Here is a 24,037-nt window from a genome sequence, read left to right as displayed (position 1 = left end):
CTGCCTCCCGTCCGACACGGCTCGCACCGTGTGTGGCCTGGAATCTAACAGTGTCGGTCCGTACGCGGCTTCCGGCGCCCTTCCACCGGCGCCCGTACCGGACTTGATCACTCCCCGGCCGTTAGCTAACGGCCCGATAACTGAAGACATATCTCGCCGTCCGGTCCCTTGACACCCCCGCATCGAGGGGCGAACCTTCAACACATCACCTGTGGGAGCGCTCCCACAGTACCTGGTACATACACATCCCGCACGTTCCCCGCCCGAGCCGCAAGTGAGAACACACGGGCCCAGCAAGAGAGTTGGCCGGGGGGTCGGCACGTCAGGGCAACAGGAGGACGACAATGCGCGCACGTACCCGAACCGGCCGCCGCAAGGTGGTAGTCCTCGCGGCCGTGGCGTCGCTGGGCGCCGGGCTGCTGGCCGGCTGTGCAGAGGACTCCGGCGACGGCTCGTCGAACTCGGACGGTGGCAGCGACGGCAGCGGCAAGACCACGCTGACCATCGGCACCTTCGGTGTCTTCGGCTACAAGCAGGCCGGTCTCTACGACGAGTACATGAAGCTGAACCCCGACGTCTCCATCAAGGAGAACGTCACCACCCGCACCGACGTGTACTGGCCCAAGACCCTCACCCGTCTGCAAGCCGGTTCCGGTACCGACGACATCCAGGCGATCGAGGTCGGCAACATCGCCGAGGCCGTGCAGACGCAGGGCGACAAGTTCGTCGACCTCGGCAAGGAAGTCGACAAGTCCCAGTGGCTGGACTGGAAGAACGCGCAGGCCACCACCAAGGACGGCAAGTTGATCGGGCTCGGCACCGACATCGGTCCCATGGCGGTCTGCTACCGCAAGGACCTCTTCCAGAAGGCCGGCCTCGAGACGGACCGCACCAAGCTCGCCGAGCAGTGGAAGGGCGACTGGTCCAAGTACGTCGACCTCGGCAAGCAGTACATGGAGAAGGCGCCGAAGGGCACCAAGTTCGTGGACTCCGCCTCATCGGTCTACAACGCCGCGCTCGGCGGCGAGGCCGAGCGGTACTACGACAAGGACGGCGAGGTCATCTGGGACAAGTCCGACGGCGTGAAGAAGTCCTGGGACGCCGCGATGGAAGTGGCGACCAGCGACATGTCGGCGAAGCTGAAGCAGTTCGACAAGCCGTGGGACCAGGGCTTCGCCAACGGCACGTTCGCGACGGTGGCCTGCCCCGCGTGGATGATCGGCTACATCCAGGAGAAGTCCGGTGACTCCGGCAAGGGCAAGTGGGACGTGGCGGCGGCGCCCACCGCGGCCAACTGGGGCGGCGCGTTCGTCGGTGTGCCGACGGCGAGCAAGCACCAGAAGGAGGCCGTCGCGCTCGCGAAGTGGCTGACCGCCCCCGAGCAGCAGGCGAAGGTCTTCGCCAAGCAGGCGAGCTTCCCGTCGACCCCGTCGGCGTACGCTGACCTGAAGCCGCAGGCCGACACCACGGCGTACTTCTCGGCCGCTCCGATCGCGCAGATCTTCTCCGACTCGGCGAAGACCATCCCGACGCAGATCTTCGGTATCAAGGACCAGCCGATCGGCACCGCCATCACGGACGTCGGCGTCCTGCAGGTCGAGCAGAAGGGCGCATCGCCCGAGGAGGGCTGGGACGCGGCCACCGAGGAGATCAAGGACGTACTCGGCCAGTGACCAGCTCCAAGCAGGCTCTCGCGCAATCCGCGCCGAGCGCCGACGCCGCGCCCGGCGAACAGCCGGGCGCGGCCCGGGGCGCTCAAGGTCGCGGTACACCGCCCCCAGGCCCCAGCTCCTGGCGCAGCCGGCTGTACCGCTGGGACATGAAGGCGTCGCCGTACGCGTTCATCTCCCCTTTCTTCATCTTCTTCGGGGCCTTCTCGCTCGTCCCGCTGCTGTACACGGCCTGGTACTCGCTGCACGACGTGCAGCTGTCCGACCTGGACAACCAGACCTGGGCGGGCCTGGACAACTACCAGAACCTGTTGTCCTCGGACTTCTTCTGGAACTCCCTGTGGGTCACGCTCCTCATCGGCGTGATCTCGACCGTGCCGCAGCTGATCATGGCGATCGGGCTCGCGCACCTGCTCAACTACAAGCTGCGCGGCTCGACCGTGTGGCGGGTGGTCATGCTCACCCCGTACGCCACCTCGGTGGCGGCGGCCACGCTGGTGTTCGTGCTGCTGTACTCCTGGGACGGCGGCATGATCAACTGGCTGCTCGACTTCGTCGGGGTCGACCCCATCAACTGGCGTGAGTCCGACTGGGGTTCGAAGTTCGCCGTCTCCACGATCGTGATCTGGCGGTGGACCGGCTACAACGCGCTGATCTACCTCGCGGCGATGCAGGCGATCCCCGCCGACCTGTACGAGTCGGCATCCCTCGACGGCGCGAACCGCTGGCAGCAGTTCCGCCATGTGACGGTCCCGCAACTGCGGCCGACGATCCTGTTCACGGTGGTCGTCTCCACGATCGGCGCGACGCAGCTCTTCGGTGAACCCCTGTTGTTCGGCGGGGTCAGCGGCTCGAAGGGCGGCTCCGGCCACCAGTACCAGACACTCGGCCTGTACATGTACGACCAGGGCTGGATCGTCGGCAACCTCGGCAAGGCGTCCGCGATCGCCTGGTCGATGTTCCTGATCCTGCTGCTCATCGCCGTGATCAATCTGCTGGTCTCCCGACGCCTGAGGAAGTCCTAATGACCACCAGTGAAGTGCCCCTCACTCAGGCGAAGGAGAAGGAGAAGGGCGACCGGGGTCCCCGGCGCCTCCGGATACTCGGCGCGGGCAAGCAGCTGCACGCGGGCCCGGTCACCTATGTGGTCCTGACCCTCTTCGCTCTCGTCTCGCTGGCGCCGCTGTTGTGGACGGCGATCGCGGCCTCGCGCACCGACCAGCGGCTCGCGCAGACGCCGCCGCCGCTGTGGTTCGGCGGGAATCTGTTCAAGAACCTCGAGCGTGCGTGGGAGGAGGCCTCTCTCGGCACCGCGATGTTCAACACCACGCTGGTCGCGACCACCATCACCGTCGGCACGGTCCTGTTCTCCACGCTGGCCGGTTTCGCCTTCGCCAAGCTGCGGTTCAAGTTCTCCAGCACCCTGCTGCTGCTGACCATCGGCACGATGATGATCCCGCCGCAGCTCGCCGTCGTACCGCTGTACCTGTGGATGGCCGACCTCGGCTGGTCCAACCAGCTGCAGACCGTCATCCTGCCGACACTGGTCACCGCCTTCGGCACGTTCTTCATGCGGCAGTACCTGGTGCAGGCGCTGCCCACCGAGCTGATCGAGGCGGCGCGCGTGGACGGCGCGAGCAGTCTGCGGATCGTATGGCACGTGGTCTTCCCGGCGGCGCGGCCCGCGATGGCCGTGCTCGGCCTGCTGACCTTCGTGTTCGCCTGGAACGACTTCCTGTGGCCGATCATCGCCCTCAACCAGGAGAACCCGACCGTGCAGGTCGCGCTCAACTCCCTCGGTACCGGCTACGTCCCCGACCAGTCGGTGATCATGGCGGGCGCGCTGCTCGGCACGTTGCCGCTGCTCATCGCCTTCCTCCTGTTCGGCAAGCAGATCGTGGGCGGGATCATGCAAGGCGCGATCAAGGGCTGACCCGCCGCGCCTCCGTCCGACGGGGCCGGGTCATCGCCGCCCCGGCCCCGCTCCTCTCCCCCACCTACCCCTCGGCCTCCACGACCCCTATGGGAGCGCTTCCATGCCTGAGCCTGTGACCTTTCCCCCAGCCTTCCTCTGGGGAGCCGCGACCTCCGCGTACCAGATCGAGGGGGCGGTGCGGGAGGACGGCCGTACGCCCTCGATCTGGGACACCTTCAGTCATACGCCGGGGAAGACGGCCGGTGGCGAACACGGTGACATCGCTGTCGACCACTACCACCGCTACCGCGACGACGTGGCCCTCATGGCGGAGCTGGGCCTCGGCGCATACCGCTTCTCGGTGTCCTGGCCGCGGGTGCAGCCGACGGGCCGCGGCCCCGCCGTCCAGCGCGGGCTCGACTTCTACCGCCGCCTGGTGGACGAGCTGCTCGCGCACGGCATCAAGCCGGCCCTCACCCTCTACCACTGGGATCTGCCGCAGGAGCTGGAGGACGCGGGCGGCTGGCCGGAGCGCGACACGGCGCTGCGTTTCGCGGAGTACGCGCAGATCGTCGGCGAGGCGCTCGGCGACCGCGTCGAGCAGTGGATCACCCTCAATGAGCCTTGGTGCAGCGCCTTTCTGGGGTACGGGTCCGGGGTGCACGCTCCGGGCCGTACGGACGCGGCGGCCTCGCTGAAGGCGGCCCATCACCTCAACCTGGCGCACGGGCTCGGCACTTCGGCCCTGCGCGCCGCGATGCCCGCCCGCAACACGATCGCGGTGAGCCTCAACTCCTCGGCGGTCAGGACGGTTTCGCAGGATCCGGCGGACCTGGCGGCCGGGCAGCGGATCGATGACCTGGCGAACGGCGTCTTCCACGGCCCGATGCTGAACGGCGTGTACCCCGAGACACTCTTCGAGGCGACGTCCTCGGTCACGGACTGGTCGTACGTCCAGGGCGGCGACCTCCAGCTGATCCACCAGCCCCTGGACGCCCTGGGCCTCAACTACTACACCCCGGCGCTGGTTTCAGCGGCCGAGTCCGCCCCGACCGGGCCGCGCGCGGACGGCCACGGCGCCAGCTCGTACTCCCCCTGGCCAGCCGCAGACGATGTGATGTTCCATCAGACTCCGGGCGAGCGCACGGAGATGGGCTGGTCGATCGACCCGACCGGCCTCCATGAACTCATCATGCGCTACACGAGTCTGGTCCCCGGACTGCCCCTGTACGTCACGGAGAACGGCGCCGCCTACGACGACAAGCCGGACCCCGACGGCCGCGTCCACGACCCCGAGCGGATCGCCTACCTGTACGGCCACCTCTCGGCCGTCCGCCGCGCGATCACCGACGGCGCGGACGTCCGCGGCTATTACCTCTGGTCCCTGATGGACAACTTCGAATGGTCGTACGGCTACGGCAAGCGCTTCGGCGCGGTGTACGTCGACTACTCGACCCTGGCCCGCACGCCGAAGTCGAGCGCCCTCTGGTACGGACAGGCGGCTCGCTCGGGGGAGCTGCCTCCGGTGACCACCGAGTAGCCCTCGTAACCATTGAGTAGGGGGAACCGGGGGATGGGGCGCGGCGCTTGAGGGGGGTGCCGCGCCCCTGGTCTTGAGCGGAGGCGAGGGCGGGGGTGATGGTGCGGCCGCGTGGCGCGGTGCGGCGGTGCGGGCGTTGGACGCGGTGTCGCGCGGTGGACGCGGCGGTGGGCCCGGGAGAGTGCTGTGTCGAAATGTGTGAGCACTTCTCCCTGCTGTGTTCACGCACTGCTCGTTTGAGCTCCTGAAGGACAGCTTTCCGCTGTGTGTTCACGATTTTTGCGGGGGTATCCCCGTCAGCGTGGTCGCCCCAACTCGAACCAGGTGGCCTTGCCCCGGCCCGGACCATGCGTACACACGCCCCAGGCGTCGGCGCCGTACGAGATGAGGTGCATGCCGCGGCCTCGTTCAGCGGCGGCGGCGAGGGCGAGTGCGTGGAGCTGGCGGCAACGACCCCCGACCGCATTCACCTCCGCGAGAGCGACCACCCGCACAAGATCGCCACCACGACACCTCACCCCCTGGCGAATCAGCGGTGATTGAGCCGTCCGGCCGGCGCCGGGCTGGCTACCCCCGCCGACCCGGCGCGCCTCCCTCCGCATGCAGCGCCCCCGCCCCCACGACCCGCACCCCCGTCTCCTCCCCCGGCCGCACCAGCAGCGGGCCCGCGACCCGGATGCCGACCGGGGCGTCGTGACCGTCGACGGACACGGTGACCATGGCGTCGTGGCCGTAGTAGCAGACGTCGGTCACCGTGCCTCGTGCCGCGCCTTCCGCGGTGGGGTCGGTGAGGCGGAGTTGTTCCGGGCGGAGCAGTACCGTGCCGGTGCGCAGACTCGCAGGCGGGGTGCCCAGGGACACGGTGCCCAGCGGTGTGCGGGCCGTGCCGTCGGTCTCGACCGTGCCGGGGAGCAGGACGGCGTCGCCCACGAAGTCGGCGACCCAGGGGTCGGCGGGGCGCCGGTAGAGATCCTGCGGGGTGTCGCACTGGGCGACACGGCCGTCGCGGACGACGGCGACGAGGTCGGCGGTGGACAGGGCCTCCTGCTGGTCGTGGGTGACCAGCACGGCCGTGGCTCCCGTCGCGCGCAGCGCCGTTCGCACGTCCGCCCGTACTCCCGCCCGCAGCGCGCTGTCGAGGGCGTTGAACGGCTCGTCCAGCAGCACCAGTTGAGGGCGCGGGGCGAGCGCCCTGGCGAGTGCGACGCGTTGCTGCTGGCCGCCCGACAGTTCGTGCGGCATGCGGTCGCCGTAGCCTGCCAGGCCGACCAGTTCCAGCATCTCGTCGGTGCGGCGGCGTCGCTCGGCCCGGTCCACACCCTTCAGGCCGAAGGTCACGTTGTGTGCCACGCTCAGGTGCGGGAACAGCGCGCCCTCCTGCGGGACGATGCCGACGCGGCGCCGCTCGGGTGGCACATGGACGCCCGCACCCGGGCCGGTCAGGACCCGGTCGCCCACCCGTACCGTGCCCGCGTCGGCGCGCAGGAAGCCGGCGACGATGCGCAGCAGGGTCGTCTTGCCGCAACCGGAGGGGCCGAGGACGGCGGCCAGCGCACCGGTCGGCACGGTCAGGTCGAGTCCGCGCAGAACGGGGCCGCCGTCACCGTAGGACTTGGTGAGCCCTTCGACGTGCAGTTCGTTCGCGTTTTCGCTCGCGTTTTCTTTCGCGTTCATGTCCGTCATGTCCGGTGCCTGCCCAAGAGGTACGAAGGGACCGCGGCCAACAGGATCAGCGCGGCAGCGTAGGGTGCGGCCGCCCCGAAGGACCCGGCGCCCGTCTCGGTCCAGAGGCGGGTGGCCAGGGTGTCCATGCCGGTGGGGCGCAGGAGGAGGGTGGCGGGCAACTCCTTCATGCAGACCACGAACGTGAGTGCCGCCCCCGCCGCCACCCCCGGCGCGGCCAGCGGCACAGTCACCTCGCGCAGGACCTGCCACGGCCGCCGCCCCAGCGACCGGGCCACGTCCTCCAGCACGGGCGGCGCCTGGAGCACGGCGGCCCGCGTTGCGGCCACCGCGACCGGCAGGAAGAGGACCGCGTACGCGCAGACCAGGAGCGGGAGTTGCTGGTACAGGGGGTACGCGTAGCGGACCGCGAAGAAGACCAGGGAGAGTGCGACCGTGATGCCGGGCAGCGCATGGCCCGCGTACGCCGCCTGCTCCAGCAGGCGCGCGCCGCGCCCCCGGTGCCGGGCGGCGATCACCCCGACCGGCAGGGCGAGGGCCGTGGTGAGGGCGGCCCCGGCCGCAGCGACTGTGAGCGTGGCCCACGCGGTGTCCGCGATCCCGCCCAGGTCCCAGGTGGCCGAACTGCCGGCGGTCAGCCAGTACCCGAGGGTGCCGAGCGGGAAGACGACGGCCACGGCCACGACCGCCCCGCACCAGAGGAGGACGAGCGGCCGCCACCGGCCCAGTGCCATCGGAACGGCCGGGCGGGCGGTGCCGGCGCCGGTCCTGGCGTGCCCTGCGCGTCCGCGCGTACGGGCCTCGGCGGCGACCAGGGCCACCGTCATCACCACCAGCACGACGCTGAGCGCGGCGGCCGGAGTGCGGTCGAAGGACGCGCGGTACGAGGTGTGGATGGCGCGGGTGAAGGTGTCGTACCGCATCAGTGAGACCGCGCCGAAGTCGGAGAGCACGTACAGCGCGACGAGCAGCCCGCCGCCCGCCGCGGCCGGTCGCAGTTGCGGCAGGGTGACCCGTAGGAAGGTCGCCGCCGGGCCGTGACCGAGGGAGCGCGAGGCCTCCTCCTGCGCGGGGTCGATGCCGCGCAGCGCGGCGGCGACCGGCAGATGGACGTACGGGAAGCTGACCAGGGTCAGGGCGAGTGCGGCGCCCGCGAAACCGGCGAGTCCGGGGGCGGCGGACAGCCAGGCGAAGGCGGCGACGTAGCTGGGCACCGCCAGCGGCAGCGTGGCCAGCACCGACCAGGCGCGGGCGCCGGGCAGGGCGGTGCGTACGGTCAGCCAGGCCAGCGAGACGCCGAGCACCAGGCTGGCCGCGACGACCACGGCGGTGAGGCCGAGGCTGCGGCCGAGCAGGTGCAGGGTGCGTTCGTCCGCGACGACGTCCCAGGCATAAGCGGGGCCGCGTTCGAGGGCGCGGACGGCGAGATAGCCGAGCGGGAGCAGGGCGAAGAGGGCCGCCACGCAGGCGGGGACGAGCAGGACGAGGGGTGTCCTGCGCGCGGCCGTGGTACGGAACGGCCGTACGTCGAGAGCCTTCTGGACCATACGGAAGCGGGGTGGCTCCCCGCCTGACCGGGACCGACGTGCGCCGGGCACCCCACTGCTCGTGTCGGGGCGCCCGGACTGCGGTGTACACACGACTGTCAGACCAGTCCGACGTCCTGGAGCATGGCCTGGGTCTCCTGGATGGATTCCAGCTTGCCCAGGTCGATGTCCGGGGACTGGAGGGAGTCGAACGGCGGCAGGTCCTCGACGGTGCTCGTGACGCCCGCGGCCAGCGGGTACTCCATGGTCTTGTCGGCGAAGTAGGTCTGCGCCTCCTTGGACAGCAGGAAGTCGACGGCCTTCTGTGCGGTCTCGCTCTGCCCGCTGTCCTTGAGCACGCCCGCCCCGGCGACGTTGATCAGCGCGCCGGGGTCCTTGCCGGGCAGGAAGTGCAGCTTGGCGCCGACCTTGTCCTCGCCCTTCTCGGCGACCCGCTCGTACCAGTAGTAGTGGTTGACCAGCCCGAGAGAGACCTCACCGGCCTCGACCGCGTCCAGGGTGGCGAGGTTGTGCGCGTAGGTCTTGGCGCCATTGTCCTTCAGCGCCTTCAGCCACTCGCGGGTCGCGTCGTCGCCCTCCAGGACGCGCATGCCGGTGACGAAGGCCTGGAAGGAGGCGTTGGTGGGCGCGATGCCGACCTTGTCCTTCCACTCCGGCTTCACCACGTCGTGGACACTGTCCGGGACCTCGTCCTCGGTGACCTTGTCCGGGTTGTACGCGATGACGCGGACGCGCCCGGAGAGGCCGACCCAGTCGCCCTCGCCGCCCTGGTAGGCCGTGTCCACCTTGTCGAGGGTGGCCTGGGGCAGCTTCTGAAGCATGCCCTCCTTGGAGAGAGCGCCGAGCGCCCCGGCGTCCTGGGAGAAGAACACTCCGGCCTTCGTCCTGTCCCCCTCCTCCAGGATCTGCGCGGCCAGCTCGGCACTGTCGCCGTAGCGCACCTCGACTTCGGTGCCGACGGCCTTCTCCAGCTGGTCGAGGATCGGCTTGACCAACTTCTCGTTGCGGCCGGAGTAGATGACGAGGGCGGAGTCGCCGCCCTCCCCCGAGCTGCTCTTGTCGTCGTCGGAGCCGCAGGCGGCGAGGGCGGGGAGCAGCAGGCCGGCCGCGACGAGCGCGGTGATTCGGCCAGCCAGAGGGCGTCGCATGAGGGTGCCTTCCTGCGTGGCTCGCCGCGACGCCGCATGTCGCGTCGTCGGGCGGCGAGCAGCGTAGTGATGCTTTTTAGCCAACTATGAACATGCTATGAATAAGGTAAACCTTGCCTAACCGTCAAGGGATCTGTGTTATCGGCGGACTCTGCTGCGGAAAGGCGCGCACCGTGATCGACCCCTTCTGGCCCCTCAAGGCGCCGCCCACCGTTTCCACCCCGTCGGCCGCCCCGCCCGCCTCGGTCCCCTTTCCGGAACCGCCTGTACGTCCGCACGGCGCGCCGCCCGTACGTCCGCACGGCGCGCCGCCCGTACGTCCGCACGGCGCGCCGCCCGTACGTCCGCACGGCGTGCCGTTCGCGCGGGAGCTCGCGGCGTACGGCGACCGCGTCGCGCTGATCACCCCGGACGGGGAGCTCTCCTACCGCCGGCTGGCTGAGCGGGTGGCCGCCACCGCCGAGCGTCTCGGCCCCGTGCGCCGGCTGGTGCTGCTGGCCGGCGGCAACCGGGCCGACGCCCTCGTCGTCCACCTCGCCGCCCTCTCCGCCGGCCACCCCGTGCTGCTCGTCCCCGGCGACAACGACCGGGCGATACGCGCCCTGACCACCGCGTACGACCCGGACGTGGTGGCCCGGCCGAACGACCACGGCACCTGGACCCTTGACGAGCGGCACCACGGCAGCAGCCACACCCTCCATCCGGATCTCGCCCTTCTGTTGAGCACCTCCGGTTCGACCGGCTCACCCAAACTGGTGCGGCTCTCCCACGAGAACGTCCAGACCAACGCCGAGTCCATCGCCACGTACCTCGGCATCTCCGACACCGACCGCGCGGCCACGACCCTCCCCATGCAGTACTGCTACGGCCTTTCGGTGGTCCACAGCCACCTGCTGCGCGGCGCCGGGCTGATCCTCACGGACCGTTCGGTGTCGGAGCCGGCCTTCTGGGCGGATTTCCGCACCGCCCGCGGCACGTCCCTCGCCGGGGTGCCGTACACCTTCGACCTGCTCGACCGGGTCGGCTTCGAGCGGATGCGGCTACCGCATCTGCGCCGCGTCACCCAGGCCGGCGGCCGGCTCGCACCCGAACGGGTGGCACGGTACGCGGAGTTGGGGCGCCGGTCCGGCTGGGAGATGTTCGTGATGTACGGGCAGACCGAGGCGACGGCCCGTATGGCCTACCTGCCGCCGCGCCTCGCCGCCGAGCGCCCGGAAGCCGTCGGCGTGCCGATCCCCGGTGGCTCCTTCCGGCTGCACCCGGTCGACGACCAGGGTGATCCCGGGATCGGCGAACTGGTCTACTCGGGCCCGAACGTGATGCTCGGCTACGCCGAGAGCCCGGCCGACCTCTCCCTCGGCCGGACCGTACGGGAACTGCACACGGGGGACCTCGCCCGGCGCGCACCCGATGGACTCTACGAAATCGTGGGCCGCCGCAGCCGGTTCGTGAAGATCGTCGGCCTGCGGATCGAACCCCAGCGTGTCGAGGCACTGCTGGAGCGGCACGGGGTCACCGCATGCTGCACGGCGGACGGCGACGCGCTGGCTGTGGCCGCGGTGGGGGGCAAGGCCACCGACGGTGACCGGCTGCGGCGCCTGGTGGCCGACGAGTGCGGAATCCCGGCCCGCGCGATACGGGTCCGGGTCCTCGCCGAACTCCCGCGACTCGCCTCGGGCAAGCCCGACTACGAGGCCGTACGACGGCTGACGCGCCCGGCACCGGAGGAGGTGGAAGCGGCAGGGCTCGCCAGGGACCTGTGCCGTCTCTACGCCGAGATCCTCGACCGGGCCGATGCCACCGAGGACAGCAGCTTCGTGAGCCTGGGCGGCGACTCGCTCTCCTATGTCGAAATGTCCCTGCGGCTGGAGGAGGCGCTCGGCGGGCTTCCGACCGACTGGCATACGAAGCCGATCCGCGAACTGCGCGCCCTGGCAGCTCCCGTGACGGAACCGGCAGGTGCGGAAGCCGGCGGAGTTCCGCAAGCCGAGCGGGCCGGACGGCCGATCCGGTGGAACGGGCGGAACCGTACCCGTAGCCACACCGGTACTCGTATCCCGGAACCCCCGCGGTCATCACGGTCCTGGCGCACCCGTCGCACGCTGGAAACCGGCGTAGCCCTACGGGCAGTAGGGATCGTCCTGATCGTCGCCTCGCACATACCCGTCTTCTCCCTCCAGGGCGGCGCGCATGTGCTGATCGGCGTCGCGGGCTTCAACTTCGCCCGTTTCCATCTCACCGCGGCCGAACGCCGCGCGCGCCTACGGCACCTGTGGCGCGGCATCGCCCGCGTCGCCGTGCCGAGCGTGGCGTGGATCGCCGGCGCGGTGGCACTGACCGGCCTCTACGACCCGGCCAACGCCCTGCTGCTGAACAGCCTCCTCGACCAGGGGACCGAACGTCACGAATGGCACTACTGGTTCGTGGAGGCACTCGTCTACTTCCTGGTCGTCCTCGCCGTGCTGATGGCGGTCCCCCTGCTGGACCGGCTGGAGCGGCGGCACGCGTTCGGGGTACCACTGGCGCTCCTGGCGGTCGGCCTGATCGGCCGGTACGACCTGCCGGATCTGGCACCCGCCCGCTTCCACCTCGGACCGACCGTGGTCTTCTGGCTGTTCGCGCTGGGGTGGGCTGCCGCGCGGGCGACCACCATGCGACAGCGGGCGCTGCTTACGGCGGTACTCCTGCTCGCACTCCCGGGCCTCTTCCACGACCAGCCGCTGCGCACCACTCTCGTGGTGGCCGGGCTGACGCTGCTGATCTGGATGCCGACGCTGCCCAGTCTGGGCCCGCTCAACCGGATCGCGGGCATCCTGGCGAGCAGCTCGCTCTATATCTACCTGACGCACTTTCAGGTCTATCCCCACGTCCCGGACGACTTCCCGCTCCTGGCCCTCTTCGCCTCCCTGGCCGTCGGCATCGGGTACGCGGCTGTCGCGACGCGGGTGGTCAGGCGGCTGTGACGCCTTCTTCCGCCGTGACGTGCGCCGGAATCAGCGGAACGCCGAAGGCGGTGGCTGCGGTGAGGCCACCGCAGCGGCGTCCGTGACCGCTGCGGCGCCCCCGGTGAAGTCGGTCAGCGTTCTGCCGTGTTCGACCCTCGCGGGGTGCGGGTCCGAGGCGGCGCGGCGGGTCAGTTCGGCGATCGGGAGCGGGCGGTCGGAGGCGACGAGGACCGCGTTGCCGAAGCGTTTGCCGCGCAGTACGGCCGGGTCGGCCACCAGGGCAAGCTCCGGGAAGACGCCCGCCGCCGTGGCGATCTGCCCGCGCAGGTGGGCCAGCGGCGGGCCGTCGGCGAGGTTGGCCGCGTAGAGGCCGCCCGCCTTGACCACCCGTCGGACGTCGTGGAGAAACTCGGTCGAGGTCAGATGCGCGGGCGTACGCGCCCCGCTGAACACGTCCGCGATGACGAGGTCCGCCCAGCCGTCCGGCACCTTGGCGAGCCCTTCGCGGGCGTCGGCGGAACGTACGCGGATCCGGGCGTTCGGGTCCAACGGCAGTTCGCGGCGGACCAGTTGGACGAGTGCGGCGTCGCGTTCGACGGCCTGCTGGGTGGAGCGGGGGCGCGTGACGGCGATGTAGCGGGCGAGGGTGAGGGCGCCGCCGCCGAGGTGCACGGCGTGCACGGGCCTGCCCGGCGGGGCGGCGAGGTCGATGACATGGCCGAGGCGGCGCTGGTACTCGAAGTTCAGATACGCCGGGTCGTCGAGGTCCACGTACGACTGAGGGGCACCGTCGATGAGCAGCGACCAGGCACGCGCCCGGTCCCGGTCGGGCATCAGCTCGGCGAGCCCGCCGTCGACTGGGGCGACTACGGCCTGAGGCGCCGGCCGCCGGTCCCCTGACCGCTTGTTCCGCGCCTTCGCCTTTGCCATCACGCCATTATCGCGGCGTACGGGCGGGGCGGCCCAGCGACGGCGGAAATGCGGTTCGAGCTGCGGGGCGTCGCGGCTGGTCGCTCCCCCACTCCCTCTCGGCTTCTCCCCCACTCTCGGCTCCGCTCGAGCGGGGGGACCCCCATCGCGGCGGAGCCGCGTATGTGACAGCCCCGCGCCCCTGAAGGGGCGCGATCAACGGCAGTTGTCCGCCGCCTCGAGCAAGCGAGCCGCCTCGTCCAGCGCAGCGCGCAGGACGACCGGGTCCGTGGCGAGCTCCGAGTCCTCCGGGGGCAGGAGCCAGCCGGAGCCCTCGACGGGCCGCTCGCCGGACACGGCCCCAGACCCGGCGCCCTCGGTGACCGCAGCCTCGGCGATGAGGCTGATACCCCGGCCGTCGGTCTGCGTACAGGTGCTGCCCGGCACGTCCCAGGCATCCGCCGTGCCCGGCGGCACCAGGAAGCCGAGGGTGTCGCAGGTGTCGTCGTGCAGGACGGGTCCCACGGCCTCCGAGGCACCCCGGCGCAGGATGTCGACGGCCTCCAGGCCCTGCCGCGTCGGGACGGTGACAAGGTCACAGGGGTCACACGGATCGCAGGGATCGCAGGGATCATCGGGATCCGCCTGCCCCGCACCGTCTGCCGGGGCGTCCGTCGGGAGCGGCGCACGGCGATCGATGCTCTGACTGGTCTCCATTCCGGCCTCCATCGTGGATCCCTCCTCGATCGAACTCACCGCATGGTTCAACGCCTCCGGACGTCAACGGCTACGGCGCAACTGAGCCGCAAAGGATGGCAGTTCATGGCAGATCATGGATGAGATATCCGGTTTGTAGCCAAACCTCGCGTGGTGGACTCGTCACAGCGGGTACGTTCTTGCCCGCCGGAAGCCCGAGCGAGACCCGATCAACCCGAGGGGGAAGTGATCAACTCGCCTTGGTTCCGGCATGGTTCGACGGTTCGCGAGAGAGGGCCCGGCCATGGCGTCGTACACGACGACCTCGTCGTCCCAGTCACCTCGGCCACCGCGGCCGAACCTCGCCTTCCGGGAGCTGCGCGGGCAGCGTTCGCCGGGCGAGTTCGCCGCGGCGGTGCGACGGGCCGCGCGGGAGATCGGGGAGCGGGTGAGCTGCGACGCACGCTATGTGGGGCGCGTCGAGGCGGGGGAGATCCGCTGCCCGAACTACGCGTACGAGCGGGTGTTCCTGCATATGTTCCCCGGCCGGTCGCTGACCGACCTGGGGTTCGCGCCCCGCTCATCGGTACGCGGACGCGGGGCGCGCGCCATTGACAAGGCGCTCCCCTCGCGCACCACGAGCCCGACGTACGCCCCGCATGAAACGGATGGGGCGCACGAGCCGTATGAAACGCAGGACACGCAACACGCCTGCGGCACGCACAACACGTACGGCATGCAAGACACGTACGGACCGCAAGGCACGTACGAGTACCACGATCAGAACCACGAGGAGAGCGACGTGCAGCGTCGCGCATTCATGACCGGAGGCACCGCCACCGTGGCGGCCGCCTCCCTGGGCCCGCTGGGCCTCGCGTTCGGTGGCCCGGCCGCCGCGGCGGACCGTCCCGTGCACCGGGTCGGTGAGGCCGAGGCGGGCGCGCTGGAAGAGGCCGTACGGCAGATCCGGGTGCTCGACGACCGGCACGGTGCCGACGGGCTGTACCGGAGGGCGGCGGCTCCGCTGCGAGCCGCGTACGCCCTGCTGGACGCGGGCGCGACCCTGCGGGCGACCGCCGAGCGGCTGCACTCGGGCGCCGGTGAACTGGCCATCTCCGTGGGCTGGCTGGCGCACGACTCGGGGCGCTTCGGCGATGCGCGCTCGCACTACGCGGAGGCCCTCGCCACCGCCCGGGTGGCCGGGGACCCGGCCCTGGAGGCACACGCCTTCTGCAACACGTCCTTCCTGGCACGCGACGCGGGCCGCCCACGCGAGGCGGTGCGGGCGGCGCAGGCCGCGCAGCGCACCGCCCGTCCACTCGGTTCGGCCCGACTCCTGTCGCTGCTCGCCATGCGCGAGGCCGGCGGCTGGGCCGGGCTCGCCGACCGCACCGGCTGCGAGCAGGCACTCGCCCGCGCCCACGCGTTGTTCGACCGCGGGCCCTGCGACGCCGACCCGGAGTGGATGAGCTTCTACGGACCGGCCGAACTGGCGGGCCTGGAGGCCCAGTGCTGGTCGACGCTCGGTGACTGGCCGCGCGCGGCCCACCACGCCCGGCGCGCGGCCCGTCTCCAGGACCCCCACTTCACCCGCAACATCGCGCTCTACACCGCCGAACTCGCCGACGACCTGGCCCGCGCCGGCCACCCCGACGAGGCCGCCATGGCCGGACTGCGCGTACTGGACCTCCTGGACCAGGTGCAGTCCTCACGCGTCCAGACGATGCTCGCGGGCACGGCCCGCGTGCTGCTGCCGCATCGCCGCGCGACGGGGGTGTCGGACTTCCTGGAACGGCACGCGGCTCTGGCGCGGACGGCGTAGGGCAGACGGATTACGCGCTCCTGGGGCGCTTTGTGTAGGCACCCGACCGTTATGCGGTCAGGTGCCCGCAGTCGTTCCACGTCTCGATCGCGGGCTCGCCGTAGGCCCAGCCGAGCACCGACAGGGACGTCGGGTTGAGGCGGATCCGGGCCGCGAAGTCCAGGTCCAGGCCGAGCCAGCGGGCACCTATGGAGCGCAGGATGTGGCCGTGCGCGAACACGAGAACATCGCGGTCGGCGGAGCGCGCCCATCCCACCACCTCGTCCGCGCGCGCGGCGACCTCGCTGAGGTTCTCGCCCCGGGGCACCCCGTCGCGCCAGATCAGCCAGCCGGGCCGCCCCGCCTGGATCTCTGCGGGCGTCATGCCCTCGTACGCGCCGTAGTCCCACTCCATGAGGGTGTCCCAGACAGCCGCCCGGTCGCCGAAGCCGGCGAGTTCGCATGTCTCACGCGCGCGTGCCAGCGGACTCGTACGCACCTCGACCCCGGGGAGCCCGCCCAACGGCGCCCGGTGCAGCCGCTCGCCGAGCAGCTTGGCACCGCGCCTGCCCTCCTCCAGGAGAGGAATGTCGGTCCTGCCGGTGTGCTTGCCGGCCAGCGACCATTCGGTCTGTCCGTGCCGGGCCAGCAGGATGCGCGGAGCCATGAATTCAGCCTCTCCGGGTGACTCGGGGATGGATCAGGGATGACCCTCTGGTGGATCGCTCCATCATCGCCGAGGCTCTTGCGGGGCAACCCACTGGGCGATCTCTGCGTCTTCGAGGACCGAGGCGCCCCGTTCAGGCGTTCGCATAGGTTGGACCTTGGGGCGTGGCGCATCGGCCACGGGGGACAGAAGGGGGAGGGCGATCGGATGCGGCGGACCGATGTACCGGGCACCGAGGCGGTATCGCGCGCCCGGCCCCGCTGGTGGGCGGAACTGCCCCTGATCCTCCTGGTGTACGGCGTGTACTCGGCCGGCCGGCTGCTCGCGCGTGGGGACGTGACCACCGCCGTGGACCACGGTCTGGCGATCCTGCGCATCGAGAAGGTCTTCTACCTCAACGCCGAGCACCCGCTGAACCGCCTCTTCACCCGCGAGCCCTGGATCGGCATACCCGCCGACTTCTGGTACGCGTCGCTGCACTACCTCGTCACGCCCGCGATCCTGGTGTGGATCTTCCGCTCCCGCACCGTGCGCTACAGGGCGGCGCGCACCTGGTTGCTGACGTCCACGTTCATCGGCCTGATCGGCTTCACACTGCTGCCCACCTGCCCGCCCCGGCTGCTGTCCGCGGGGTACGGCTTCGTCGACACGATGGCCCAGTACAGCGACTACGGCTGGTGGGGCGGCGAGGCGAGCGCACCACGGGGCCTGGGCAGCATGACCAACCAGTACGCGGCGATGCCGAGCCTGCACGTCGGATGGGCGCTGTGGTGCGGGGTGATGCTGTGGCGGTACGGCGGCACGCGGCTCACCAAGGTCGCGGGGGTCGCGTACCCCTTGATCACCACGATCGTGGTGATGGGCACCGCCAACCACTACTTCCTCGACGCGCTCGCGGGCGCCGCCGTGATGGGCGTAGGGCTGCTGCTGACCCGGCCGGTGCTGCGGCTGGCGGACGTGGCCCGGCAGCGGCTGCGGGTGCTGCGTCCCGCCTGGGGCGGGACGGCGGTCACACCGGGCTCGACACCGGTCCCGTCCGGCTCGGCATCGGGTACAGCATCAGGCGCGACACCGGTCACGGCGCCGGTTCCAGAACCGGCGCCGGAACCGGTCACAGTGGGCTCGCGCGGCGCAGGCTCCTCAATTGTCAGTGGTGGATGCCAGACTTCCCCGGGTGAGCGAATTCCCGGACAGCGCAAGGTCAGTGCCGGCCCCGGTTCCGGTGCCGGGCAGAGAGCCGATCCCGAGGCAAGTCCCGCCGACGCGGGGGACGAGGCTCCGGCAGCGGCTCGCTGAGCTGCGCGGTCCTGCGGTCGCGGCGCAGCCGCTGGACGCCCGCGCTCTGGCGGCGCTCGCCGCGAACCCCGGCTGCAAGCGGCGCGCCATCCTCGACGGAGCGGGGGTGGACAAGGCGGCGCTGGCGAGTGCGCTCGGCTCGCCGTCGGCCTTCGGGCAGTCACAGTTCGCGTTCATGCGGGGCAATGCCTTCGAGGCGCGCGTCAAGGCCGACGGGGGCGCGGAGCTGCTGCGGCTGGTGCACGAGAAGCTGGACGCCGGGGCGGAGCCGCCGGTGGCCGGCCTCGTTCCCGACCTGGCGGCCGTGGGCCCCGAGGGACGTGCGGCCCGTACGGCACTGGCGCTGCGCGAAGCCACCGAGGCCGGCGCCTGGACGCTGCTCGACCACCCCATGCTCGCCCTGGACGTCGCGGGCTCCCCGGCCTTCCTGGAGCCGGACGCGGTGGTGGTGCATCCCGACGGAAGCTGGACGGTCGTAGAGATCAAGTCCTTCCCGATGCTGGACGGTTCGGCGGACGCCGCGAAGGTGGGCGCGGCGGCACGCCAGGCCGCGGTGTACGTACTGGCGCTGGAGCGGGTCGCGGACCGGCTCACCCCGGCCCCCGAGGTACGGCACTCGGTGCTCCTGGTCTGCCCGAAGGACTTCTCGAACCTCCCCACCGCCTCCGCCGTCGACGTCCGCAAACAGCGCTCCGTGACCCGCCGCCAACTGGACCGCCTCACCCGCATCGAGGACATCGCCGCCGCCCTCCCGGAGGGCACCTGCTTCGCCCCCGACCTCCCCGCCCCCGACCTGACGGCGGCAGTCGAGTCGGTCCCCGCCACATACGCCCCCGAATGCCTCTCCACCTGCGAACTCGCCTTCCACTGCCGCGCCCGCTCCCGCACGGAGGGCGCTGTGACGTCACTCGGCCGCTCGCTCCGGGCGGAGCTGGGCGGCTTGGCGCGGGTCGACGAAGTACTGTCAGCGGCCCGCGGCGAGTCCGGCGACCCGACCGACCCGGCGGTCACGGCGCTGCGCAGGGCGGCGGAACTGCGGGCGGAGGCGCTGGGCGGCGCGGAACTGCGCGCCGGGGTGTCGGGCGGCGGAGAGGGCGCGCGGGCCGGGGCATCGGGACGTGCAACGTGCTGAGCCCGTTCCAACCCCATTGCGGTCGGCGCCCCGTAAGGGCCGCGGGGCGTGACACCATGCGGCCCTGCCGCGATGGGGGTCCCCCCGCTCGAGCGAGAGCCGAGAGTGAGGGAGCGACCAGCCCCCACCGACCCGCACGCAATGCACCGGCCCGCGCGGAGCGCGCCGCGGCCACCGGCCATGAGGGAGCCGCATGTCCTTGATCACCACCCTCGCCCGACTCGAAGCCGTCGACTCCGGCCGTGCACAGCCCCTCGCCACCGTGCGGCACCGGCACCTCACCGACCGCCCCCTCGTGTTCGTACCGCTCACCACCGCCGGAGAAGCCGGGGCCCCGCTGGGGGCACTCGTCGGCACCGACCGCGAAGCCCCCCGTCTGCTCGTCGTGCCGCAGCCACGCGACCGCGACCTGCGGTTCACGTTCCTCGCCGAGCTGGCCGGAGTCGTCCTCCCGTATATCGACTCGTACGGCGAGGACGTCGAGGCCGCGGAGCGCACCGAGACCGATCCGGAGACCGGTAAGCGGGTCAAGGTCGAGGTCGAACTGTGCGCGGACGCACCGCAGTTGATCGTGCCGAGCCGGGCCGGTGTCGACTTCGTACGGCTTCTCGGGCGCTCCATGCGTTTCCGACGCACCGCCGAGCAGGAACCGGAAGCGCCCCATCCGGCACCCCCGCACGTACCGCTGCTCGGGCGATGGCTGACGCACTACGGCGAGCGGGCGCGGGTGCCCGGCTCCGCGCTGCTGCTCGCCCTCACGGACGTACTGTCACGGCACTGGGCCACCGGCCAGAGCAGTCTGGAGGACCAGCACCTCGGCGCGCTCCTCGCCTGGATCGACCCTCCCCCACTCTCGACGTCGCTCGAACGGGGGGACCCCCACCGGGCGTCGTCCGGAGCCGAGGCCGCGCTGCGGGCCGAGCTCCAGCGCGACGCCAGGGGGCAGCTCCTGTGCCCGCCCGCCGGACCCGCCACCGACCCGGCGTTCGACAACAAGCTGCTCGCCCCCGCCATCGAGCGCTACGACCGGGCGCGTACGGCACTCGCCGCCGCCGAGGACGGCCTGCAGGCGGACGACCGGCTCGGTGAACTCACCGCCGCCGAGCGCGGGATCCGCGACCTCGTCGACAGCCGCACCCGCCCCACCTGGGATGCGGTGTGGCGCGGCCTCGACCTGTTGCGCGCCCTGCCCGAGGGCACCCACGCCGCCGACCGCTGGACCCGCGACCGCTGGTCGTTCACCGGCCACCGGGACCGTGTCCTCGCAGGCGAGCCCCCGCAGCCGCGCCGGGACGACGCGGTCACCGCCGCGAACAAGCTCGCGACACGCGAGCGCGAACAGGCCCGGCTGGAAGCACAGGAAGCCCTCGACGACCCGCTCGTCATGGCCGGACGGCGGCTCGCCGGGGAGGCCTTCGCCGGCGAGGTCACGGACGTCGTCATGGCGTACAGCGAAGGCAAGCGCCCCAGCCCGCGCCCCCTCGTCACGGTCCGCACGGACGACCGGCCGCACCTCGCCGAGCGCGCCAAGGTCTACCGCTCGCTCGGCGGAAAACCGCAGGCGGCCGAGTACGTCGAGGGGACATTCGAGGAGGACGGCGCCGACGCCGGAGGCATGAGCGTCGTCCTGCGCATCGTCGACAAGATGGGCCGCGGCAAGGAACCCGAGACCGGTTCCGTCCCCGAGAAGGGCGACCTCGTCTGCTTCACGCTCTTCGAGCACGAGCAGCGGGGTGGCGCGAAGCTGCCCGACCCGGAGGACACGCCGTGGACGCATGGCGGCCCACCGGGTGAGGCGACGGATCCGCCGGCCGACGCGGTGACCGAGGAGGATGTGCTGTGACCACCACCGCCCCGTTCGACCCCGGCGCCGAAGCCGCCCGCGCCACCGACGCCATCCTGCGCGACACCCTCCACGGGGCGCACCGCGGTGTCGTCGTCGACTCCCCGCCCGGCGCCGGCAAGTCCACGCTCGTCGTCCGCGCCGCACTCGAACTGGCCGACGCGGGACGCCCGTTGATGGTCATCGCCCAGACCAACGCACAGGTCGACGACCTGGTCCTGCGGCTCGCCGAGAAGAACCCCGAGCTGCCCGTCGGCCGCCTGCACAGCAGCGACCCGGACCCGTACGACAAGGCACTCGACGACTTGCCGAACGTCCGCAAGTCGGCGAAGGCCGGAGATCTCGCCGGGCTCGACGTCGTCATCTCGACGGCGGCCAAGTGGGCCCACGTCAAGGGCGTCGAGCCCTGGGGGCACGCGATCGTCGACGAGGCGTACCAGATGCGCTCGGACGCGCTGCTCGCCGTCGCCGGCCTCTTCGAGCGGGCGCTGTTCGTCGGCGACCCCGGCCAGCTGGACCCGTTCGCGATCGTCGGCTCGGAGCAGTGGGCGGGCCTGTCGTACGACCCGTCCGCCTCGGCCGTGACGACGCTGCTCGCCCACAATCCGCAGCTGCCGCAGCACCGCCTCCCCGTCTCCTGGCGGCTCCCGGCGTCGGCGGCGCCGCTGGTCTCGGCCGCGTTCTACCCGTACACCCCGTTCCGCAGCGGCACGGACCACGACGACCGGCACCTGGACTTCACGGTCCCGTCGGACGGTTCGGGCCCCGACCGCGTGATCGACGAGGCGGCCGAGACGGGCTGGGGCCTGCTGGAACTCCCCGCCCGGCACACACCTCGTACGGATCCCGAGGCGGTACGCGCACTGGCCCAGGTCGTACGCCGCCTCCTGGACCGAGGCGGCGCGGCCAGGTCCGAGCGCTCCCCCGAACCGACCCACCTGACCGCCGACCGCATCGCCGTGGGCACGGCCCACCGCGACCAGGCGGCAGCGGTCCGCTCGGCCCTGGCGGAGCTGGGCGCCGAGGGCGTGACCGTCGACACGGCGAACCGCCTCCAGGGCCGCGAATACGACGTCACGGTCGTCCTGCACCCCCTCTCCGGCCGTCCCGACGCCACGGCCTTCCACCTGGAAACGGGCCGCCTCTGCGTACTCGCCTCCCGCCACCGCCATGCCTGCATCGTCATCAGCCGCGCCGGAGTACCCGACCTCCTGGACGACCACCCCTCCACGGAACCGGTCCAGCTCGGAGTCACGGTGAAGTTCCCGGACGGCTGGGAAGCGAACCACGCGGTGCTCGCCCACCTTTCGGAACACCGGGTGCCATGGCATCCCTGACCTACCCTCGGTGCCCGTCGGGCACGGGCCGGGCGCCATGCGGCGCAACTGCCGGACGGAGTCCGGCCGGGCTGCCGCACGGCTTGGACGAAGGCGATCCCGAGCTCTTCCACCTGTGCCCGAGTGAGCGGCCGCGCGTCGGGCGGGCTGAGGCCCACTTGCGCGGTCAAGAGACAATGGACGGTGGCACACCCACCAGGACGGGTCGTCCACCGCATGAGGAGGAGAAGTCATGGCGGAGCAAACGCCGCGTCGGAGCGAGCCGCGGCTTCGCCCCGCGCCCCTGCTCTTCGAGCCGGCGGAAGCCGCCTCCGATCCGGAGCATTTCTTCGACCTGGAGTCGATCGACGATCCACGGGCGCTGCTGGACCGTGCCACGGAGCTGACGCACGCGTTCCGGGCTGCCACCGACCGTGCCGTCGAGTTCCAGGCGATCGCCGCCGCGCAGCTCGCCGACCCTCGCCGGTTCGACCGGCTCACCCCGGCCGATATCGCCGAGCGGGCGGAGTGGACCGAGGACTACGCGAAGAGAATGGTCGACTTCGGCCGGGAACTGCTCAGCGGGACGAACGGCAAGGGGCTCGGGCACGGAATCGGCGACCTGACCTGAGCCCGCGAACCTGAAGCCGGGGAGCCCGAAGCCGGCGGTACTCGTATGCCTGGCCGGGGACAACCATTGAGGCCGGTAGGAGGCGACGGGATCCGCCATGGTCGCAGGGCACTCGCCCGGATGGTGCCGTCAGTCATCGCGAACCTGAAGCCGGGGAACCAGGTTCGGCGAAGCCTGAGCCCGGGGCAAAGACTCCGCGGCATATGCCGGGTGGGCAAGCTACCCCACTCGCACCCCTCCTGTCCCGATTTCCGGCGACTCCTCGCAATCAGACCCTCACCCGCAGTAGACCTATGCGCCATGAGCGGCATGAGCAGCACAGGGAATCCGGCACGCACCGTCGCGCCCAGCGCACGTACCATCGCGCAAGGTGCACTCACCCTCACCGCGGACGGAGCCGCCTGGCTCGCGTCCACGCAAAGCCACACGCGCACCACCGTCGCCGTCCGGAACGACCGGTCCACCACCCCGGCGGCCCTCCCATGCGGCGCCGCCTTCGACGTCGTCAACGCTCCCGCGATCTTCGGCCGCCGCATGCTGGACCAGCTGTGGGGCGAGGGACCGGGTTCGGGGCCGGTGGCTGTGTACCGGGGTCGGATGCTCCTGTTCGCGACGCCGGGCACCGCTCAGCGCCTGCCCGTGCTCCTGAAGTGGGAGGAGTGGGGCTCCGACGGCGGCGCGGGCCGCAGCCGCGCGATCCCGCCGCTGCTCTGCCACGGCAGGGGCGACGCGGTGACGATCCCGCCCGCGGGCACGACACCCGGCGACCCCGAGCCCCTCCCCACACCCGCCCGCTGGCTCGTCGCCCCCGATACCCGGCGGCCCTGGCTGCCGGGTCCGGAGGTCCTGCTCTGGGCGGCGGTACGCGCAGCTCGGGCGGCCCGGATATCGATTTTTCCTCCCGCCGACCTGGGTGCTAAGGTCTACGACGTCAGCAGGCGCCGCTAGCTCAGTTGGTTAGAGCAGCTGACTCTTAATCAGCGGGTCCGGGGTTCGAGTCCCTGGCGGCGCACGATGGCGATGGCGAGGCGTGTTCGCGGAAAGCGCGAACCTCCTCGCCATCGTTGTATTTGCGCGGCTTCGCCGCGCGTGGTGGGGGCTCCGCCACCCACACCCCCCGACGCCAGTCGATGTGACCGTGAGCGCGGAAGCTCACCCCGTAGAGATCGTCACCGCCCACACCCCCGACGCGCGACGACGTGACCGTGAGCGCGGAAGCTCACCCCGTAGAGATCGTCACCGCCCACACCCCCGACGCGCGACGACGTGACCGTGAGCGCGGAAGCTCACCCCGGTAC

The 24,037-nt window shown here is 71.4% G+C and carries 19 protein-coding genes and 1 tRNA gene; 14 read left to right on the top strand and 6 right to left on the bottom strand.

Features of this window, described 5'->3' with window-relative positions; translation table 11 throughout:
• Positions 1–344: 344 nt before the first annotated feature.
• The 5 genes from ACFYO0_RS05470 (at position 345) to ACFYO0_RS05450 (ending at position 5,664) form a co-directional block, all read left to right on the top strand.
• On the top strand, positions 345–1,673 hold the full coding sequence (locus ACFYO0_RS05470; RefSeq protein ID WP_388671069.1) for an ABC transporter substrate-binding protein: 1,329 nt from the start codon (positions 345–347) through the stop codon (positions 1,671–1,673).
• The gene (locus ACFYO0_RS05465; RefSeq protein ID WP_388671066.1) at positions 1,670–2,695 is read left to right on the top strand and encodes a carbohydrate ABC transporter permease; all 1,026 of its coding nucleotides are present in this window, start codon (positions 1,670–1,672) and stop codon (positions 2,693–2,695) included. The genes ACFYO0_RS05470 and ACFYO0_RS05465 overlap by 4 nt, the downstream gene beginning before the upstream one ends.
• Entirely contained in the window at positions 2,695–3,603 is a 909-nt protein-coding gene (locus ACFYO0_RS05460) for a carbohydrate ABC transporter permease (protein ID WP_388671063.1), read from the top strand. Before ACFYO0_RS05465 ends, ACFYO0_RS05460 begins: the two co-directional genes overlap by 1 nt.
• A 103-nt stretch (positions 3,604–3,706) precedes the next feature.
• A complete protein-coding gene (locus ACFYO0_RS05455) occupies positions 3,707–5,125 on the top strand; it encodes a GH1 family beta-glucosidase (RefSeq protein ID WP_388671060.1) in 1,419 nt (472 codons plus the stop codon).
• A gap of 347 nt (positions 5,126–5,472) precedes the next feature.
• A complete protein-coding gene (locus tag ACFYO0_RS05450) occupies positions 5,473–5,664 on the top strand; it encodes a DUF397 domain-containing protein (RefSeq protein ID WP_388671057.1) in 192 nt (63 codons plus the stop codon).
• Between the two features lie 28 nt (positions 5,665–5,692).
• Here the strand turns inward: ACFYO0_RS05450 and ACFYO0_RS05445 are convergent, their stop codons facing one another.
• From ACFYO0_RS05445 to ACFYO0_RS05435, 3 genes are all read right to left on the bottom strand, one after another.
• Entirely contained in the window at positions 5,693–6,808 is a 1,116-nt protein-coding gene (locus tag ACFYO0_RS05445) for an ABC transporter ATP-binding protein (RefSeq protein WP_388671054.1), read from the bottom strand.
• A complete protein-coding gene (locus ACFYO0_RS05440) occupies positions 6,805–8,355 on the bottom strand; it encodes an ABC transporter permease (RefSeq protein WP_388671051.1) in 1,551 nt (516 codons plus the stop codon). The genes ACFYO0_RS05445 and ACFYO0_RS05440 overlap by 4 nt, the downstream gene beginning before the upstream one ends.
• Positions 8,356–8,453: 98 nt before the next feature.
• Positions 8,454–9,503 (bottom strand): iron ABC transporter substrate-binding protein, encoded by a 1,050-nt coding sequence (locus ACFYO0_RS05435; RefSeq protein ID WP_388671048.1) that lies wholly within the window; start codon positions 9,501–9,503, stop codon positions 8,454–8,456.
• 173 nt (positions 9,504–9,676) lie between these two features.
• Here ACFYO0_RS05435 and ACFYO0_RS05430 point away from each other — a divergent pair, with 173 nt between their 5' ends.
• Positions 9,677–12,466, top strand: coding sequence for an AMP-binding protein (locus tag ACFYO0_RS05430; RefSeq protein ID WP_388671045.1), 2,790 nt, complete (start codon positions 9,677–9,679; stop codon positions 12,464–12,466).
• 30 nt (positions 12,467–12,496) lie between these two features.
• Here ACFYO0_RS05430 and ACFYO0_RS05425 read toward each other — a convergent pair whose 3' ends face one another.
• Both ACFYO0_RS05425 and ACFYO0_RS05420 read right to left on the bottom strand, forming a co-directional pair.
• On the bottom strand, positions 12,497–13,378 hold the full coding sequence (locus tag ACFYO0_RS05425; protein WP_388671042.1) for a spermidine synthase: 882 nt from the start codon (positions 13,376–13,378) through the stop codon (positions 12,497–12,499).
• Positions 13,379–13,573: 195 nt separating this feature from the next.
• Positions 13,574–14,074 (bottom strand): hypothetical protein, encoded by a 501-nt coding sequence (locus ACFYO0_RS05420; RefSeq protein ID WP_388671039.1) that lies wholly within the window; start codon positions 14,072–14,074, stop codon positions 13,574–13,576.
• Between the two features lie 283 nt (positions 14,075–14,357).
• Between ACFYO0_RS05420 and ACFYO0_RS05415 the strand changes: the two genes are divergently transcribed.
• Positions 14,358–15,875 (top strand): hypothetical protein, encoded by a 1,518-nt coding sequence (locus ACFYO0_RS05415; protein WP_388671036.1) that lies wholly within the window; start codon positions 14,358–14,360, stop codon positions 15,873–15,875.
• A 49-nt stretch (positions 15,876–15,924) separates the two neighbouring features.
• Here the strand turns inward: ACFYO0_RS05415 and ACFYO0_RS05410 are convergent, their stop codons facing one another.
• Positions 15,925–16,521 carry a histidine phosphatase family protein gene (locus ACFYO0_RS05410; RefSeq protein ID WP_388671033.1) on the bottom strand — a complete coding sequence of 199 codons (597 nt, stop codon included), beginning with the start codon at positions 16,519–16,521 and terminating at the stop codon, positions 15,925–15,927.
• Between the two features lie 207 nt (positions 16,522–16,728).
• Between ACFYO0_RS05410 and ACFYO0_RS05405 the strand changes: the two genes are divergently transcribed.
• The 7 genes from ACFYO0_RS05405 to ACFYO0_RS05375 all read left to right on the top strand — a co-directional run bounded on the left by ACFYO0_RS05405 (position 16,729) and on the right by ACFYO0_RS05375 (position 23,751).
• Positions 16,729–17,817, top strand: a complete 1,089-nt coding sequence (locus tag ACFYO0_RS05405) for a phosphatase PAP2 family protein (protein WP_388671030.1) — start codon at positions 16,729–16,731, stop codon at positions 17,815–17,817.
• A complete protein-coding gene (locus ACFYO0_RS05400) occupies positions 17,744–18,949 on the top strand; it encodes a hypothetical protein (protein ID WP_388671027.1) in 1,206 nt (401 codons plus the stop codon). Before ACFYO0_RS05405 ends, ACFYO0_RS05400 begins: the two co-directional genes overlap by 74 nt.
• A 193-nt stretch (positions 18,950–19,142) precedes the next feature.
• Positions 19,143–20,792 carry a hypothetical protein gene (locus ACFYO0_RS05395; RefSeq protein WP_388671024.1) on the top strand — a complete coding sequence of 550 codons (1,650 nt, stop codon included), beginning with the start codon at positions 19,143–19,145 and terminating at the stop codon, positions 20,790–20,792.
• Positions 20,789–22,129, top strand: coding sequence for an AAA domain-containing protein (locus ACFYO0_RS05390; RefSeq protein WP_388671021.1), 1,341 nt, complete (start codon positions 20,789–20,791; stop codon positions 22,127–22,129). The genes ACFYO0_RS05395 and ACFYO0_RS05390 overlap by 4 nt, the downstream gene beginning before the upstream one ends.
• A gap of 232 nt (positions 22,130–22,361) precedes the next feature.
• Entirely contained in the window at positions 22,362–22,739 is a 378-nt protein-coding gene (locus ACFYO0_RS05385; protein ID WP_386352459.1) for a hypothetical protein, read from the top strand.
• Positions 22,740–23,048: 309 nt separating this feature from the next.
• Positions 23,049–23,687: a hypothetical protein gene (locus tag ACFYO0_RS05380; RefSeq protein WP_388671018.1), complete on the top strand. Its 639-nt coding sequence runs from the start codon at positions 23,049–23,051 to the stop codon at positions 23,685–23,687.
• Positions 23,678–23,751, top strand: a tRNA-Lys gene (locus ACFYO0_RS05375). The genes ACFYO0_RS05380 and ACFYO0_RS05375 overlap by 10 nt, the downstream gene beginning before the upstream one ends.
• Positions 23,752–24,037 lie beyond the last annotated feature (286 nt).

Source organism: Streptomyces sp. NPDC006365, assembly GCF_042870755.1.
GTDB classification, from domain to species: Bacteria; Actinomycetota; Actinomycetes; order Streptomycetales; family Streptomycetaceae; genus Streptomyces; species Streptomyces xiangluensis.
The sequence above is the reverse complement of the archived record's forward strand: the minus strand, read 5'-3'. Positions and strand labels throughout refer to the sequence as shown.

What these genes read in the sequence shown, in the direction of transcription:
- ACFYO0_RS05470 (WP_388671069.1), top strand. Translation starts at nt 345, where the DNA reads ATGCGCGCACGTACCCGAACCGGCCGCCGCAAGGTGGTAGTCCTCGCG.
- ACFYO0_RS05440 (WP_388671051.1), bottom strand. Translation starts at nt 8,355, where the DNA reads ATGGTCCAGAAGGCTCTCGACGTACGGCCGTTCCGTACCACGGCCGCG.
- ACFYO0_RS05410 (WP_388671033.1), bottom strand. Translation starts at nt 16,521, where the DNA reads ATGGCTCCGCGCATCCTGCTGGCCCGGCACGGACAGACCGAATGGTCG.
- ACFYO0_RS05380 (WP_388671018.1), top strand. Translation starts at nt 23,049, where the DNA reads ATGAGCAGCACAGGGAATCCGGCACGCACCGTCGCGCCCAGCGCACGT.
- ACFYO0_RS05420 (WP_388671039.1), bottom strand. Translation starts at nt 14,074, where the DNA reads ATGGAGACCAGTCAGAGCATCGATCGCCGTGCGCCGCTCCCGACGGAC.
- ACFYO0_RS05450 (WP_388671057.1), top strand. Translation starts at nt 5,473, where the DNA reads ATGCGTACACACGCCCCAGGCGTCGGCGCCGTACGAGATGAGGTGCAT.
- ACFYO0_RS05395 (WP_388671024.1), top strand. Translation starts at nt 19,143, where the DNA reads ATGTCCTTGATCACCACCCTCGCCCGACTCGAAGCCGTCGACTCCGGC.
- ACFYO0_RS05445 (WP_388671054.1), bottom strand. Translation starts at nt 6,808, where the DNA reads ATGACGGACATGAACGCGAAAGAAAACGCGAGCGAAAACGCGAACGAA.
- ACFYO0_RS05460 (WP_388671063.1), top strand. Translation starts at nt 2,695, where the DNA reads ATGACCACCAGTGAAGTGCCCCTCACTCAGGCGAAGGAGAAGGAGAAG.
- ACFYO0_RS05405 (WP_388671030.1), top strand. Translation starts at nt 16,729, where the DNA reads ATGCGGCGGACCGATGTACCGGGCACCGAGGCGGTATCGCGCGCCCGG.
- ACFYO0_RS05435 (WP_388671048.1), bottom strand. Translation starts at nt 9,503, where the DNA reads ATGCGACGCCCTCTGGCTGGCCGAATCACCGCGCTCGTCGCGGCCGGC.
- ACFYO0_RS05425 (WP_388671042.1), bottom strand. Translation starts at nt 13,378, where the DNA reads ATGGCAAAGGCGAAGGCGCGGAACAAGCGGTCAGGGGACCGGCGGCCG.
- ACFYO0_RS05385 (WP_386352459.1), top strand. Translation starts at nt 22,362, where the DNA reads ATGGCGGAGCAAACGCCGCGTCGGAGCGAGCCGCGGCTTCGCCCCGCG.
- ACFYO0_RS05415 (WP_388671036.1), top strand. Translation starts at nt 14,358, where the DNA reads ATGGCGTCGTACACGACGACCTCGTCGTCCCAGTCACCTCGGCCACCG.
- ACFYO0_RS05455 (WP_388671060.1), top strand. Translation starts at nt 3,707, where the DNA reads ATGCCTGAGCCTGTGACCTTTCCCCCAGCCTTCCTCTGGGGAGCCGCG.